General features: G+C 68.0%; 13 protein-coding genes. 11 read left to right on the top strand and 2 right to left on the bottom strand.

Annotated features, from left to right (window positions below; all coding sequences use genetic code 11):
- A partial coding sequence (locus HMPREF1138_RS01145) for a thiamine pyrophosphate-dependent enzyme (RefSeq protein ID WP_009055539.1) occupies positions 1-997 on the top strand: 997 nt, incomplete at its 5' end.
- 207 nt (positions 998-1,204) lie between these two features.
- Positions 1,205-2,521: a S1C family serine protease gene (locus HMPREF1138_RS01150; protein ID WP_009055551.1), complete on the top strand. Its 1,317-nt coding sequence runs from the start codon at positions 1,205-1,207 to the stop codon at positions 2,519-2,521.
- A 1,537-nt stretch (positions 2,522-4,058) separates the two neighbouring features.
- Here HMPREF1138_RS01150 and HMPREF1138_RS01155 read toward each other — a convergent pair.
- Positions 4,059-5,201, bottom strand: coding sequence for an isochorismate synthase (locus HMPREF1138_RS01155; protein ID WP_009055566.1), 1,143 nt, complete (start codon positions 5,199-5,201; stop codon positions 4,059-4,061).
- Positions 5,202-5,397: 196 nt separating this feature from the next.
- On the opposite strand from HMPREF1138_RS01155, the gene HMPREF1138_RS01160 reads away from it, so the two are divergent.
- Positions 5,398-6,105 carry a class I SAM-dependent methyltransferase gene (locus HMPREF1138_RS01160; protein ID WP_009055542.1) on the top strand — a complete coding sequence of 236 codons (708 nt, stop codon included), beginning with the start codon at positions 5,398-5,400 and terminating at the stop codon, positions 6,103-6,105.
- A gap of 134 nt (positions 6,106-6,239) precedes the next feature.
- Here the strand turns inward: HMPREF1138_RS01160 and HMPREF1138_RS01165 are convergent, their stop codons facing one another.
- The gene (locus HMPREF1138_RS01165; RefSeq protein WP_009055536.1) at positions 6,240-7,715 is read right to left on the bottom strand and encodes a DUF4832 domain-containing protein; all 1,476 of its coding nucleotides are present in this window, start codon (positions 7,713-7,715) and stop codon (positions 6,240-6,242) included.
- A gap of 536 nt (positions 7,716-8,251) precedes the next feature.
- Here HMPREF1138_RS01165 and HMPREF1138_RS01170 point away from each other — a divergent pair.
- The 8 genes from HMPREF1138_RS01170 to HMPREF1138_RS01205 form a co-directional block, all read left to right on the top strand.
- A complete protein-coding gene (locus HMPREF1138_RS01170; protein ID WP_202898327.1) occupies positions 8,252-9,520 on the top strand; it encodes a geranylgeranyl reductase family protein in 1,269 nt (422 codons plus the stop codon).
- Positions 9,521-9,548: 28 nt separating this feature from the next.
- On the top strand, positions 9,549-9,908 hold the full coding sequence (locus tag HMPREF1138_RS01175; protein WP_009055563.1) for an NADH-quinone oxidoreductase subunit A: 360 nt from the start codon (positions 9,549-9,551) through the stop codon (positions 9,906-9,908).
- Between the two features lie 21 nt (positions 9,909-9,929).
- On the top strand, positions 9,930-10,484 hold the full coding sequence (locus HMPREF1138_RS01180) for an NADH-quinone oxidoreductase subunit B (protein WP_009055546.1): 555 nt from the start codon (positions 9,930-9,932) through the stop codon (positions 10,482-10,484).
- Positions 10,481-11,218 (top strand): NADH-quinone oxidoreductase subunit C, encoded by a 738-nt coding sequence (locus HMPREF1138_RS01185; protein WP_009055538.1) that lies wholly within the window; start codon positions 10,481-10,483, stop codon positions 11,216-11,218. The genes HMPREF1138_RS01180 and HMPREF1138_RS01185 overlap by 4 nt, the downstream gene beginning before the upstream one ends.
- Positions 11,218-12,564 carry an NADH-quinone oxidoreductase subunit D gene (locus HMPREF1138_RS01190; RefSeq protein ID WP_009055544.1) on the top strand — a complete coding sequence of 449 codons (1,347 nt, stop codon included), beginning with the start codon at positions 11,218-11,220 and terminating at the stop codon, positions 12,562-12,564. Before HMPREF1138_RS01185 ends, HMPREF1138_RS01190 begins: the two co-directional genes overlap by 1 nt.
- Positions 12,561-13,283 carry an NADH-quinone oxidoreductase subunit NuoE gene (gene nuoE, locus HMPREF1138_RS01195; protein WP_009055568.1) on the top strand — a complete coding sequence of 241 codons (723 nt, stop codon included), beginning with the start codon at positions 12,561-12,563 and terminating at the stop codon, positions 13,281-13,283. Before HMPREF1138_RS01190 ends, nuoE begins: the two co-directional genes overlap by 4 nt.
- A complete protein-coding gene (gene nuoF, locus HMPREF1138_RS01200; RefSeq protein ID WP_009055534.1) occupies positions 13,280-14,584 on the top strand; it encodes an NADH-quinone oxidoreductase subunit NuoF in 1,305 nt (434 codons plus the stop codon). The genes nuoE and nuoF overlap by 4 nt, the downstream gene beginning before the upstream one ends.
- The coding region (locus tag HMPREF1138_RS01205) for a 2Fe-2S iron-sulfur cluster-binding protein (RefSeq protein WP_009055554.1) at positions 14,581-16,197 on the top strand (1,617 nt) is incomplete at its 3' end. The genes nuoF and HMPREF1138_RS01205, both read left to right, overlap by 4 nt.

Here is a 16,197-nt window from a genome sequence, read left to right on the forward strand (position 1 = left end):
CTTCCCCCTCCTGGCCGAACCAGCCTCCGGGGCGTGGGCCCTCGGCGGCGTCACCCCCTTCGAGCAGGCTATCGTCTCCTCCGACCTCGCGCGCCAGGTCGACACCGTCGTCGTCACCGGGCGCCCGACCCTGTCGCGCCCCATCCACGCGCTCCTCGCACGCCCCGACGTGCGCGTCGTCGTCGCGGACCCCTGCGCGCCCTGGGTGGACATCTCGGGCAACGCGACCACGGTCGTCGCCGACCTTCAAGCCCCCGAGGGCCCGGTGCCGGGCCGCCTGGCCGACTGGTCGATGAGCGTCCAGGCCCTCTCCGCAGGCGCCGGGGCGCGCATCGACCAGCTCCTCGCCCGCGAGTCCGGGCGCACGATGATCGATCTGGCGCGCGCCGTCGCCTCCGCCACGTCCGGCCCGCTCGTGCTCGGCGCTTCCAACCCCGTGCGCGCCTTCGACCTGGGTGTCGCCTCCCTGTCCGGGCGCCTCGTGTACTCCAACCGAGGCCAGGCTGGCATCGACGGGACCGTCGCCACCGCGGTCGGCGTGGCCCTCGGGCTCGGCGCCGTCGCCCACCCTGACGAGGCCTCGGCCCCCGGATCCCCTCGGGGCGGGAAAGCAGCGGAGCCGGCCCGCGCCCCGCGCGTCACCGCCGTCATGGGTGACCTGACGCTGTGCCACGACGCATCCTCCCTCGCGCTCGCCGCGGCCACGGGAGCCCAGCTCGACATCGTCCTCGCCGACGACTCCGGCGGCGGCATCTTCGCCACCCTCGAACACGGCCGCGCCACCACCCCCGAGGCCTACGACCGCTGGTTCGGCGTCGCCCAAAACGTCAACTACGAGGCCCTCGCCACCGCCTACGGCGTCGGTTTCGCGCGCGCCACCCACCCGCGCGAACTCGCCGCAATCCTCGCTGCCCCCGCGGCGGGACCCCGCCTCATCCACGCGCCCGTCGAACGGGCCGCGCACCTGTACGCGGCCCTGCGCGGCGCGGCATGTTGACGGGTGCGGCGTGCCGGTGGGCGCGGCGTGTTGACGGGTGCGGCGTGCCGGTGGACGCGGCGAACTGACGGGTGCGGCGAACTGACGGTGCGGCGTGCCGGTGGACACGGTCACGGTTTTCAGGGAACTCACAGGGAGCTTCCAGTGCGCCTTGGAGGAAACGACGCATACTGGTGAACAACTTATGAACTGACACCAGAGGACATCATGAACGAGTCTCAGATTCCCGCCTCCGGCGCCGCAGCGGCGCCCGACATCCCGCCCGCAACTCCGGCGACGGAGAACCCCGCCCCCTCCGCACAGGACACCCCAGCGGTCGGCGGCACCTACTCCGCTCCCACGGGCGAACCCTACGGCGGATACGCGGCCCCGGCCTCGTCCGAGGCGGTCGGACCCACGGTCATCGTGACCAAGAAGGGCCCGGGCTGGGGAGCGCTCCTGGGCGCGATGCTCCTGACGGTCGGCCTGACCCTGGGTGCGCTCTTCTACGTGCGCCCCGCGATGCTGCGAGCCTCCACGCCGACGAACCTCAACAGCGGCACCGTCGCAACCGTCCCCGCCTCCTCAGACGCCACCGACTGGACCGCCGTCGCCTCCGCCGTCTCCCCGGCCGTCGTCACCATCCAGGCGCAAGGCGCCTCGTCCGGCAGTACCGGCTCCGGCGTCATCTACGACGCCCAGGGCGACATCGTCACCAACTACCACGTCATCTCCTCCGTGCTCACGGGCGGGCAAATCCAAGTCACCCTGGCGGACGGGCGACTCTACGCCGCGCGCGTCGTCGGCCACGACAAGACGACGGACCTGGCGGTCATCCGCCTCGACAACCCGCCCGAAGACTTGACCGTCGCCCGCTTCGCGACCTCCTCAACCCTCCAGGTCGGCGCACCCGTCATGGCGATCGGCGCGCCACTGGGCCTGTCCAACACAGTCACGACCGGCATCGTCTCCGCACTGAACCGCCCCGTCGAGGTATCCATGGACGAGGACTCCACCTCCCAGGACCAAACGCAGGCGTCCTCCGACCTAGTCATCACCAACGCCATCCAGATCGACGCCTCCATCAACCCCGGCAATTCCGGCGGCCCGCTCTTCGACGCGACCGGCGCCGTCATCGGCATCAACTCCTCGATCAAGTCCCTGGCGACCTCCTCCGACGGGCAGGCTGGCTCCATCGGCCTGGGCTTCGCGATCCCCTCCGACCTGGTCGTCTCTGTTGCCGACCAGCTGATCGCCTCCGGCTCAGCCTCCCATGGCATGCTCGGCGTCACCGTCAAAGCCGCCACCGCCACCGTCGGCTCCGACACCTACGTCGGCGCCGAAATCCAGGAGGTCACCTCCGGGTCGGGGGCCGCCATCGCCGGACTGCGAGTCGGGGACGTGATCCTCACAGTCGAAGGGCAGGAAGTCACCAGCCCGAAACAGCTCGTCGGCTACGTGCGCCGCTACCGCGCGGGCGACACCGTCACCATGACGATCGAGCGCAACGGGCAGACACAGGACGTGTCGGTCACGATCCAGTAAAGCGGGTGCGCCCGTGGCGGCGAGTGTGCACGTGGCGGCGTGACGTGAGTGCCCGTGGCGGCAAGTGTGCCCGTTGAGGTGTGACGTGAGTGCCCGTGGCCGCGAGTGTGCCCGTTGAGGCGTGACGTGAGTGCCCTTGGCGGCGAGTGCGTCCGTTGAGGCGTGACGTGAGTGCCCGTGGCGGCGAGTGCGTCCGTTGAGGCGTGACGTGAGTGCCCGTGGCGGCAAGTGTGCCCGTGGCGGCGTGACGTGAGTGCCCGTGGCGGCGAGTGTGCCCGTGGCGGCGAGTGCGTCCGTTGGGGCGAGTGCGCACGTGGCGGCGAGTGCTGCGCGCTGACCAGGCCCCGCCGCCCCTCGCAGGGGCGGCGGGCCTTTGCGCGTGAAGAACGAGGGCAATGCTGAGGAGTGGCTGGATGGGGAGGCCACGAAGATTCCAGCGGTGTACATCTCGAAGGCCAAACAGGCCGGGCCTCTGCATCCTCGATGAGGGGAGGAATGGGCTCTTCATAGTTGAGTGTGGGTGGAGGCGTGTTGTGCCGCCTGATCCGTGAGTTCTCGACCCGGGGACCATCGATCACCTCCGCTGCAACGCGGCCGTGGCCTTGTGCGATCACCCCGCATCCACACCAGCCACGGCGGCAAATCCCCCATCGAATACGAACTACACCAAGCGGCCTGGACAAAAGCCGCATAAACAAACCGTCAACAACTTGCGCACAACCCCATGGATAGGAACGACGTATCTGGATAGGTTATTAACCTATCCGGATGTTGGTAACCTATACAGATGTTGGTTACCTATCCGGATGTTGGGGTGGGGTGTGGCTTGTGGTGTTGCATCTGGATAGGAACCACTTATCTGGATAGGAACGACTTATCTGGATAGGTTATTAAGCTATCCGGATGTTGGTTACCTATCCGGATGTTGGGGTGGGGTGTGGCTTGTGGCGTTGCATCTGGATAGGAACCGCTTATCTGGATAGGAACGACTTATCTGGATAGGAACGACTTATCTGGATAGGTTATTAAGCTATCCGGATGTTGGTAACCTATCCGGATGTTGGTAACCTATCCGGATGTTGGTAACCTATCCGGATGTTGGGGTGGGGTGTGGCCTGTGGTGTTGCATCTGGATAGGAACCGCTTATCTGGATAGGAACGACTCATCTGGATAGGTTATTAAGCTATCCGGATGTTGGTTACCTATCCGGATGTTGGTTACCTATCGGCGTGATGGCCGAATCTGCTGGGTCTGGGAACCTGTCAATCTCTCTGGTCTCAGGCCTGTGTTGTTGGCACTTCGTTAAGCTGGTGCCAGTGCCTGCGGAAGGTGGGGTGCCTGTGACGGGCGCTCGTCGTCGTTTGACACCAGAGCGTCGTCATGCGGTGGGGCTGGTGTTGGATACAGGCGCTACAGATCGCATATGTGGCCGGGGATTGAGGGCCCGGAATGAGGGCCGCGCGAATCGGCGGTGGGCCGGTAGATCGCACTCGAACGCGACAGACCCCCAGCCGACGACCGAGCGTCCCGCCGGCCTCAGACCCCGAGGGCGTCCAGGAGCGGACGCATCTTCGCTTCCGTCTCGGTCAACTCCAAGTCGGGGTCCGAATCCGGCATGATGCCGGCCCCGGCAAACAGGCGCAGGCGCGTCCCCGACGCCAGCCCGCAGCGCAGGGCGATCGCGAACTCGCCGTTGCCGGCCGTGTCCACCCAGCCCACCGGCCCGGAGTAGCGGCCACGCTCGGTGTCCTCCAGCTCTTCGATCAGGCGCATCGCGGCGTCGCGGGGCGTCCCGCACACGGCCGCCGTCGGATGCAGGGCGGCGACCAGGTCCAGCAGGTGAGCTGCCCCCAAACGCGCGTGAATGTCCGTCGCCAGGTGCACGACGTTGGGAAGGGCGAGCAGGAACGGGCCCTGCGCGCGCACGTCCAGGCACAGACACTCCAGGATGGAGGACACCGACTCCGACGCCAACTCGTGCTCGCGCAGGTCCTTCGCACTCGACGCCAAGGCCTGCCCCTCGCCGGGCTTACACGTGCCAGCCAGGACGCGCGACGACGCGGTCCCGCAGGCGGCGGCGATCAGCATCTCGGGGGAGGCTCCCACCAGCGAATCCACACAAAACCGCCACGTCGACGGATACAGGTCGCTCAGGCGCTCGAGCAGGAAACGCTCGTCGAAGCCGTGCGGGCAGCGGATCGTCATGTCGCGCGCCATGACGGCCTTGTCGGCGGCGCCCTCGCGCAGGCGAGCCGCCATCGAGCGCACCGAATCGCGCCACTGGGTCCGCGACATCGACCCCTGCCCAAATGTCAAGGACTCCGGCACGCGGGGAGCGGGCCTCGCCTCGGCCAGGGCAGCATCAACCGCCGCCAACGGATCCGGGGCCTGCCCGATGCCCGCCGTGATCGCCCAACGCGCCCCGGCCTCGTCGATGAGAGTCAACGCCGGCACGAAGGCCACCGAGCGGGCGGGGGACCGGAACGCGAAGGACGCGAACAGGACGGGGGAGGGGGCGTCGCCGGTGGGGGGCGAGGCCGGGGTGGCCTCGCCGGGGCGTGCTGCGCAAGCGGTCGGGGCGGAAGATGAGACGGGGGTAGCTTCCCACGCGCGGCGCACCTGCGCGATCACGTCCGGGGCCGCGGATTCGAGCGTCAGCGCACGCCCGAGGCCCACCATCTGGCGGCGCTCACCCAACCACGCAGCGCCACCCGACGGCGGAAGCAGGGACGTCAGTGAGCAAGTAGACCCCGGGTGCTCGGGGGGTAGGACCAACGCCCGAAAAACAAGGCGCGAGCAGCCAAAGTCTTCATGCATGGGTCCAATGGTAGGAGCAGGGGCGGCGGCGCGCTAAAAGACGTGGGAGGATTAACGCATGACAGAAGCCCCACGCGCCGACCTCACCAAGGTCCCCGAAGAGATTGCAACGATGTTCGACTCCGTCGCCACGCGTTACGACATGATGGACACGCTGATGACGGGCGGTTTGAACCATGTCTGGATGACCGCGCTGCGCAAGGCAGTCGCCCCCCACCCCGGCGAACGCATCCTCGACCTGGCCGCCGGCACCGGCGCGTCGGCCGCCTCCCTGGCCAAGGGTGGCGCCGAAGTCGTCGCCTGCGACCTGTCGGAGGGCATGATTGAGGTCGGACGCGAACGCCACCCCGAGCTCGAATTCGTCCACGGTAACGCCATGGACCTCGACTTCGAAGACGGCTCCTTCGACGCGGTCACCATCTCCTGGGGCCTGCGCAACATTCCCGATCCCGCGCTCGCGCTGCGCGAAATGGCGCGCGTCGTGCGCCCCCGCGGGCGCCTCGTGATCCTGGAGTTCTCCACCCCGCCCTCGCGCGCGTTCCGCAGCCTGTACAACGTCTACCAGAAGACGGTCATGCCGACGATGGCGCGCCTGGCCTCCACGAACGACGGGGCCTACGACTACCTCGTCGAGTCGATCCGCCAGTGGCCCGCGCAGGAGGACATTGCGCGCATGGTGGCCGCCAACGGCTGGAGCGAGGTCGAATACCGCAACCTGACCGGCGGCATCGCCTGCATGCACCGCGCCGTCAAGCCGCTCCCGTAGTGTGACCAACGACGAGGCTGGGGCCCCTCCCGTGGGGTCCCGGCCTCTCGCGTTGGGTGCCGAAAGCGCGGCGCGCCCTCGGGGCGGGGTGGGCTCAGCGCCCGCGCGCAGGTGACGCCGCCCCGGCCTCGTTGTTAGTTCTTCGGAGCGCGGCCTCGGCTCAGTGTCGTGAGGCCCAGGTAGCCGGGCAACGGCTTATCCATGGTCTCGTTCGCGAAGGCGACCGGCGCGCCGTTCGGCAGCGGGTTGACGACGCGGATCGCGGCGGTCAGCCCCCGCGCCGAGTCATTCGACCGGTACTCCGAGGGCAGCGTGACACGCGCGGTCACCGTCCCGGTCTGGCCCGGGAGAACCGACGGAAGCGGAGACTCGAGGGTCTGGCTGGCCACAATCGTCCCCTTCGAATCAACGAGGACGACCTCGAGCGGCCACGTCGCGTAGAACGGGGCGCTGCCCGTGTTCTTAATGTCGACGACCACGGTGGCCTTTGCGCCGTGGTACGTCGCCGACGTGCGGGTGGCCTGCAGCGTGTAGCCGAGCGCCGCGCTCGCAGCCCGGGCGCGCGTCAGGTCCTCGCCCACGTACCCCTTCGAGAAGGCGGCCTGGTTGATGAGCCACGTGGCGTGCGCACCCTCAATCGAGCCGAGGGCGTCGTAGTCGCGCCCGTCCTTGATCTGGGCGTCGGCGTTCTTGCAGGTCAGCGGCGTGGAGAAGATGCACGTCTGGATGGGCGGGTAGAGCTCGCCGCCGATCGGGGCGTGCTGCCAGGCGTCCTCCTCGCCCTGCTTCTTCAGCTTGGGGAGGAAGTGCCAGCTGGTTCCCTCCAGGGTCGCGTATCCGAAGGAATCATCGTGGTAGCCCACGCCGTGCGCCTTCGTGGCCTCGGTGGGGTAGCGGTTCTGGATGAACGTGTCGTCGAAGGCATCGTCCCAGGCCTCGACGAGCTGGGCGCGAAACTCGTCGGAGGGCATCCAGTTGATGCCGTCCGGGTTATCCGTGCTGACAGTGCCGTTGTAGGGGTAGGTGTGCTCCTCGCCCCAGAAGCCGTACAGGCCCGCGGTGATGTAGCCGATGCGCGGGTCCCCGTCGTAGCGTTCGCCGAGGGCTGCGACGAAGTGCAGGAGCATCTCCTTCACGTTCGGGTCGTCGTAGTTGGGGGAGAAAGACTTCTTCTTGTTGCCGTGGAAGTCGTACTTGCGGCTCGTGTCCGTGCCGCCGTCGATGAGGTATTGGGGCAGCGCCGAGGACTCGCCCGGGGTGTCGACGTAGAAGCGGATGACACCCTGGTGTCCGCGCGCCGCGATGGAATCGAGCATGGCGTCGACCGTGGTGAAGTCGTAGGAGTCGCGGCCGGTGACGATGTTTTTGAGCGGGAAGGTTGCCCATTCGAGCGTGTACGGCAGCGATCCTTGAGCGAGGACGGGCTTGCCGCCGGGGGCGGGTGCCCACGGCATGAAGCCCTTCATCGGGTTCGACACCGGGGCCGGTGCCGCCGCGAGGGTCGTCCATTGGGGTGTGGCGGCCGACGAGGCCGTGGCCGGCAGGGTGGCTCCCGCCAGCCCGACGGCGGCCGCCAGAGCGATGGCGATGCGAGTAACTTTCCTCTTCACGAGGGTCCTTTCAGTCTGTGCTGCGGCTGGGGACGTGGTGCGGCGTGGGCGCGTCGCGTGGAGTCCGCGCGCGTGGCATCGCAGCGATGTGCGATCCGGGTCTCCGCGGCTGTCAAGTTAAGCATTACGGCATCGGCGCGCGCAAGATTCGCGATAATTGTTCGAGTAATCGCTTGTGTGACAAGTATTGCGAGTAGGTGGACGGGAACGAGGTCGGAAGGGCGTCGGCGCGAGCCCGTCACGAGCGGGCGCGTCGGCCTCGTTCGGCGGGGCCAGCCCTCGTCAGCGCTCGCGGAAGCGAGGTTGCCGCCAACATTTACGACAGGGAAACGTTGCGCAAATGGGGGTGGAGGGCGCGGCCCGCCCCGGCCTCGTTGCCCCAAAAGACGCCAAAAAGTGCGCTCGGTCGCCGGGGTGAGGGTGACCTAGCTAGGCTGGCATGCGGAATGAGGTGATGTGCACACCTCATCCGCCTTGCACACTTGCGCGGATGCACCCGCGCGCCCACACAACGGAGGAATGCCGTGGCATCCACCATGCCTAGCGACATGAGCGCTGACGTCGTCGTCGTCGGCGCAGGCCCGGGCGGGTCCTCCACCGCCTACCACCTGGCCAGAGCCGGCCTCGACGTCATCCTCCTCGAGAAAAGCCCCTTCCCGCGCGACAAAATCTGCGGCGACGGGCTCACCCCGGCCGCCGTCCACGAACTCATCGCGATGGGCGTGGACACCACCGGCTGGATGCGAAACCGCGGCCTGACCGTCATCGGCGGCGGCCACACCGTCCACATGGACTGGCCCGACCAGAAATCCCTGCCCGGCTACGGCATGACACGAGCCCGCGTGGACCTCGACCACGTGCTCGCGCAGCGTGCCGTCGAAGCCGGCGCCCGCCTCTACGAGGGCGTCACCGTCGTCGGCGCCATCCAGGACGGCTCCGGCCGCGTCGTCGGCGTGAGCGCTAAGAGCGGGCGCGGCAAGGACTCCACCACCTTCGAGGTGCGCGCCTCCATCGTCGTCGACGCCGGGGGAGTGGCCGCCCGACTGGCCACCGGCCTCGGCCTCGAAAAGAAGATGAACCGCCCCATGGGCGTCGCCGCACGCGCCTACTTCGCGAGCCCCCGCGGCGACGAAGAATGGATGGAATCCCACCTCGAACTGTGGAGCGGCGCCCCGGGCGCCTCCGACCTGCTGCCCGGCTACGGCTGGATCTTCCCCATGGGCGAGGGCATCGTCAACGTCGGCCTCGGCTCCGTCGCCTCGCGCGCCGGCGCCACCAACCTGCCCTACCGCGAGGTCTTCAAGGCCTGGACCGCGAACCTGCCCGAAGAATGGGGCTTCACCCCCGACAACCAAATCGGTCAGCTTCGCTCCGCCGCCCTGCCCATGAGCTTCAACCGCAAGCCCCACTACACCCAGGGCCTCGTCCTCGTCGGCGACGCCGGCGGCATGGTCTCCCCCTACAACGGCGAAGGCATCGCCCCCGCCATGAAGGCCGGACGCTACGCCGCCTCCTGCATCGCCCAGGCCCTGGCCCGCTCCCACCGCGCCGGCATCGACCGCGCCATGAGCGAATACCCCCACATGCTTCGCGACGAATACGGCGGCTACTACCAGCTCGGCCGCATCTTCGTCGCGCTCATCGAAAACCCGACGATCATGCGCACCTGCACGAACGTCGGGCTGCCCATCCCGCGCCTCATGACGCTCGTCCACAAACTCCTGTCGGACGGGTACGAGAGGACCGGAGGGGACTTCGACGACCAACTCATCACCATGCTGACCAAGGTGGTGCGCCCCGCATGACCACCACCACCCATAACCGGGAGGAACGATGACGAATCCCTACGTGCCGCTGCTCATCATGTCGGCAGCCGCCCTCGTACTGGCTTTCGGAGGCCTGGTCGCCTCCGCGATCCTGGGCCCCACCAAGAAGTCCACAACTAAGGCCGACAACTACGAGTGCGGCATCCAGCCGACCAGCGCTCACCTCACCGAGGGCCGCTTCCCGGTGCGCTACTACCTGGTCGCCATGACCTTCATTATCTTCGACATTGAAGTTGTGTTCATGTACCCGTGGGCCGTCAGCTTCAACCAGCTGGGCCTGTTCGGACTGGTCGTCATGATGAGCTTCCTGGTCACCCTCTGCGTCCCCTACGCCTACGAATGGCGACGCGGCGGCCTGGACTACTAATAGAGAAGTAAGGAAAGACAAGTGGGACTTGAAGAATCCCTGCCCGCGGGCATCGCGCTGACCAGCGTCGAAAAGGTCCTCGGGCTCGCACGCAAGTACAGCCAGTGGCCCGTCACCATGGGCCTGGCGTGCTGCGCCATCGAGATGATGGCCGCCGGTACCCCCCGATTCGACATGGCGCGCTTCGGCCTCGAGGTCTTCCGCGCCTCGCCGCGTCACTCCGACATGATGATCGTGTCGGGGCGCGTGTCGCACAAGATGGCCCCCATCATCCGCCGCGTCTACGACTCGATGCCCGAACCCAAGTGGGTCATCTCCATGGGTGCCTGCGCGTCCTCCGGCGGCGTCTTCAACAACTACGCCGTCGTCCAAGGCTGCGACCACATCGTTCCCGTCGACGTGTACCTGCCCGGATGCCCTCCCCGCCCCGAGGCCCTCATCCACGCGGTCCTCGTCCTGCGTGAGCAGATCGGCAAGGAACCCCTCGGCGTCCACCGCCGCGAAATCGCGCGCCGCGCCGAGCAGGCCGCCCTCGAGGCGACCCCCACCCACCAGATGAAGGGACTCCTCGCATGAGCGACCTTTCCACCCCCGAGGAAAACGCGCCCGCCGAGGTCGCCCCGGCCTCGTCCCAGCGCGGTTTCGCCCTCCCCGAGCCCATCGCACACCGTGAAGGCCTCTTCGGCGCGGGCACCGACTCCTCCACCTCCGGCTTCGCCGGCCTCGTGACCGATTCCTTCCTGCCCGGCGAGGCCTCCCGCCCCTACGGCGGCTGGTTCGACCAGGTCGTTGACGTCCTCGAAGAGCTCATCGCCGCCGATGGCCTGACAGTTTCCAACGTCATCGAAAAGGTCACGATCGACCGCGGACAGCTCGGAATCTTCATCGCCCGCGAGCACATCAAGCGCGTCGCCCAGTACCTGCGCGACGACGCGGACCTGCGCTTCGAGCTGTGCCTGGGCACCAACGGCGCGCACTACCCCCTCGATAAGGGACGCGAGCTGCACGCCATCTACCCCCTGTACTCGATCACGTACAACCGCATGATCCGCCTCGAGGTCACGTGCCCCGACGAGGACCCCCGTATCCCCTCCATCGTCTCCGTCTACCCCGGAAACGACTGGCAGGAGCGCGAAACCTGGGACCTCATCGGCATTGTCTTCACTGGGCACCCCTCGCTCACGCGCACCGCGATGCCCGACGACTGGGTCGGACACCCCCAGCGCAAGGACTACCCGCTGGGCGGCATCCCCGTCGAATTCAAGGGCGCCGTCAACGCACCCGCCGACGTTCGTAGGAGTGTGAACTGATGACCACCGCTTTCCACGCGCCCGCTGGCCAGACCGACCTGCCCATCGAGGACATCCCCGAGGTGCTCACCCAGGGCGGCGACTGGGACGACGTCCTGCACGAGATCGAGGCCATCACCTCCGAGCGCATCGTCGTCAACCTCGGCCCCGTCCACCCCGCGACCCACGGCGTTCTGCGCCTCATCCTCGAGCTCGACGGCGAGAAGGTCCGCGAGACCCGCGTCGACACCGGCTACCTGCACACCGGCATCGAGAAGAACATGGAGTACCGCACGTGGGCTCAGGGCGTTGCATACTGCACGCGCATGGACTACGTGGCTCCCTTCTTCCAGGAGGCCGCCTACTGCCTCGGCGTCGAGAAGCTCCTCGGCATCGAAGAGGACATCCCCGAGCGCGCCTCCCTCATCCGCATCCTCATGATGGAGCTGTGCCGCATCGCCTCGCACCTGGTCGCCATCGGCTCGACCGGTAACGAAATGGGTGCCACCACGATCATGACGATCGGCTTCCGCGGCCGCGAGGAAATCCTGCGCATCTTCGAGCGCATCACCGGCCTGCGCATGAACCACGAGTACATTCGCCCCGGCGGCGTCGTGCAGGACATCGGCGAGGGCACCACGGACTACATCCGCGACCGCCTGCGCCGGGCCCGCAAGGATATCGGAGAGCTCCAGGACATCCTCGTGGAGAACCCGATCTTCAAGAAGCGCCTGTGCGACGTGGCCGTCATGCCGCTGAGCGGCCTCATGGCCCTGGGCTCGACCGGCCCCGGCGTGCGCGCCGCCGGCCTGCCCCTGGACCTGCGCAAGAGCCAGCCCTACTGCGGCTACGAGAACTTCGAGTTCGATGTTCCCACCCGCGACAAGTCCGACGTCTACAACCGCACGATGGTCCGCTTCGACGAGTGCTACGAGTCCATGCGCATCATCTGGCAGGTCCTCGACAAGCTCGACCAGTGCGAGGGTGCGCCCACCATGGTCGCCGACCCCGAAATCGCCTGGCCCGCGCGCCTGGCCGTGGGCACCGACGGCCAGGGCAACTCCGCCGAACACGTCCGCGAGATCATGGGGGAGTCCATGGAGTCCCTCATCCACCACTTCAAGCTCGTCACGGAGGGCTTCCACGTGCCCGCCGGCCAGGTCTACCAGACCGTCGAGCACGCGAAGGGCATCCTGGGCGTCCACCTCGTCTCCGACGGCGGCACGCGCCCGTTCCGCGCGCACTTCCGTGACCCCTCCTTCGCCAACCTGCAAGCACTGGCCATGATGACCGAGGGCGGCCAGCTGGCCGACGTGGTCGTCGCCCTGGCCGCTATCGACCCCGTTCTCGGAGGCGTTGACCGATGAGCTACACACCCGACAACCTGGCACGCCTGCAGGCGGACGCCGCGCAGATCATCGCCCGCTACCCGGACGGTCACTCGCGCTCCGCGCTGCTGCCGATGCTGCACCTGATCCAGTCCGTCGACGGCTACGTCAGCCCGGACGGCATTGACTTCATCGCCGCCACGCTGGACCTGCCCCGCGCCGAGATCAGCGCCGTCGCGACCTTCTACACGCAGTACAAGCGCCACCCCACCGGCGACTACCTGGTGGGCGTGTGCACGAACGCGCTGTGCGCCGTCATGGGCGGCGACGAGATCTGGGACAAGGTCTCCGAGAAGGTCGGCGTTGGCAGCGACGAGACCAGCGAAGACGGAAAGATCACGCTCGAACGCATCGAGTGCAACGCGGCGTGCGACTACGCGCCTGTCGTCATGGTCAACTGGGAATTCTTCGACAACCAGAGCCCCGAATCGGCCCTGGCAATGATCGAGGACATCCAGGCCGGCCGCGACATCCACCCGACGCGCGGACCTGTCGTGGGCCCCACCTTCAAGGAGAACGAGCGCGTCCTGGCCGGCTTCCTGGACGGCCACGAGGACGAGGGCCCCTCCGCTGGCCCCTCGACCCTGCTGGGCCGCGAGATTGCAGCGGCGAACGGCTGGACCGAGCCGGTGGCTGACAAGGCCGCCGATCAGGCCCCCACGAAGGCCTCGAATAAGAAGGGAGTGAAGGCGAAGTGAGCACCGCATACGTTGCGCCCGGGCCGCTGACCCCGATCCTCACCAACGGGTGGGGAGAGGAGCGTTCCTGGACGCTGGACTCCTACCGTGGCCGCGGCGGCTACCAGGGCCTCGAAAAGGCCCGGACCATGGAGCCCGCCGACATCGTGCAGGCCGTCAAGGACTCGGGCCTGCGAGGCCGCGGTGGCGCAGGCTTCCCGTCGGGCCTTAAGTGGTCCTTCCTGCCCCCGGCCGACGGCGGTCCCCGCTACCTCGTGGTGAACGCCGACGAGTCCGAGCCGGGCACCTGCAAGGACATCCCGCTCATCATGGGCAACCCGCACGTCCTTATTGAGGGCATCGCGATCACGTCGCGCGCGATCGGCTGCGACCACGCGTTCGTCTACCTGCGCGGCGAGGTCACCCACGTGTACCGTCGCCTGCTGCAGGCCGTGCGCGAGGCGACCGAGGCCGGCGTGCTCGGCGACCTGCGCATTACCGCCCACGCGGGCGCCGGCGCCTACATCTGCGGTGAGGAGACGGCCCTGCTGGACTCCCTCGAGGGACGCCGAGGCCACCCGCGCCTCAAGCCCCCGTTCCCCGCGGTCGCCGGCCTGTACGCCCGTCCCACGGTCGTCAACAACGTGGAGACCATCGCTCAGGTGGCGGGCATCTTCCGCAACTCCCCCGAGTGGTTCGCCTCGATGGGTACCGAGAAGTCCAAGGGCCACGGCATCTTCTCCGTGTCGGGCCACGTGGCGCACCCCGGCCAGTTCGAGGCCCCCTTCGGCATCACGATGCGCGAGCTTATCGAGATGGCGGGCGGCATCCGCGAGGGCCACCAGCTGAAGTTCTGGACCCCCGGCGGTTCCTCCACGCCGATCTTCACTGAAGACGAGCTGGATACGCCCCTGGACTACGAGTCCGTGGGCGCGGCCGGTTCGATGCTGGGCACGCGTGCCCTGCAGGTGTTCGACGAGACCGTCTCGGTGGTCCGCGTCATCACCCGCTGGTCCGAGTTCTACCAGCACGAGTCCTGCGGTAAGTGCACGCCCTGCCGCGAAGGCACCTACTGGATGAAGCAGATCATGCTGCGCCTCGAGCGAGGCGAGGGCCGCCCCGGCGACGTCGACCTGCTCGACGAGATCGCACACAACATCGCGGGCCGCAGCTTCTGCCCGCTCGGCGACGCCGCAGCAACCCCGATCATGTCGGGCATCAAGCGCTTCCGCGACGAGTTCGAGGCCGGCCTGACCACGCCCGCCCGCGAGCTTTTCCCCTACGAGGCGTCCGCTAACTACGCGCGAGGAGGTGGCCGATGAGCGACGCGCCCAACATGATCGACGTCACCATCGACGACGTTCAGGTTTCTGTCCCCCAGGGCACGCTCGTGATCCGCGCGGCCGAGCAGGCCGGCATCCGGATCCCGCGTTTCTGCGACCACCCGCTGCTGGCCCCCGTGGCCGCGTGCCGCCAGTGCCTGGTCGAGGTCGGCATGCCCGACCGCAACACGGGCGAGCTGCGCTTCATGCCCAAGCCCCAGCCCTCGTGTGCGCAGGCCGTCACCCCGGGCATGGTCGTCAAGACCCAGCACACCTCCGAGGTGGTCGACCGCGCCCAGCGCGGCGTCATGGAGTTCCTGCTCATCAACCACCCGCTGGACTGCCCGGTCTGCGACAAGGGCGGCGAGTGCCCCCTGCAGAATCAGGCGCTCACGGAGGGCCGCGGCAAGTCCCGCTTCACGGACGCCAAGCGCACCTTTAAGAAGCCGCTGCGCCTGACCTCCCAGATCCTGCTCGATCGCGAGCGCTGCATCCTGTGCCAGCGCTGCGTGCGCTTCGGTAAGGAAATCTCGGGCGACGTGTTCATGGACCTGCAGGGGCGTGGCGGCGGCACCGCCCCCACGGAGCACCACTACTTCATGGGCGAGCAGGTCGGCGGATTCGACACGACCACCCTGGACTTCTTCGACCCGAAGGCCAAGGAGGCCTCGACCTCGTCCCTGTCGTCCCCGTTCGGCACCGACGCGATCGTCGGATCGATCAACGAGGGTGAGCTCTCCGTCGCCGAGCGCGACGTGTCGGGCCGTGCCTTCGCGTCCTACTTCTCGGGCAACATCATCCAGATCTGCCCGGTCGGCGCCCTGACCGCAGCGTCCTACCGCTTCCGCGCACGTCCCTTCGACCTCGTGTCGACGGCGTCCGTGACCGAGCACGACGCGTCGGGCAGTGCGATCCGCCAGGACGTGCGCCGCGGCGAGGTCGTTCGTCGCATGAGCGGCAACGACCCCGAGGTCAACGAAGAGTGGATCACCGACAAGGACCGCTTCGCCTTCGAATGGGACAAGGTTGATCGCCTGACCTACCCGCTCGTGCGTGAGGACGGCAAGCTGGTCCCCACCTCCTGGTCCGACGCGCTCGACCGCGTCCGCGAGGGCCTGGAGCAGGCGGGGTCGTCCGTGGGCTTCCTGCCCGGCGGCCACCTCACCTTCGAGGACGCCTGGGCATGGTCGAAGTTCGCGCGCACGGTCGTCGGCTCCGACTCGATCGACTTCCGTTCCCGTCCCTCCTCCGAGGAGGAGCGCTCCTTCCTGGCTTCCCACGTGGCCGGCTCCGGCCTCGATGTCACGTACTCCGATCTGGAGAGCGCCGGGCAGGTGCTGCTGGTCGCCCTCGAGCCCGAGGACGAATGCGGCGCCATGTTCCTGCGCCTGCGTAAGGCCACGCGCAAGTCGGGCCTGACGGTCGCCACGGTCGCGCCCTTCACCTCCAACGGTTCGCGCAAGATGAACGCGCGGGTCCTGCACGCGGCCCCCGGCGCCGAGCCCGGCGTCGTCGACGCGATCGCGGCGGGTGGCGCTTACGCCGACCTGGCCGAGTCCCTCTCCGGCGGCATTGTCCTGGTTGGCGAGCGCGCAGCGCAGACCCCCGGCCTG

The organism is Actinomyces sp. ICM58 (assembly GCF_000283035.1).
Lineage (GTDB): Bacteria > Actinomycetota > Actinomycetes > Actinomycetales > Actinomycetaceae > Pauljensenia.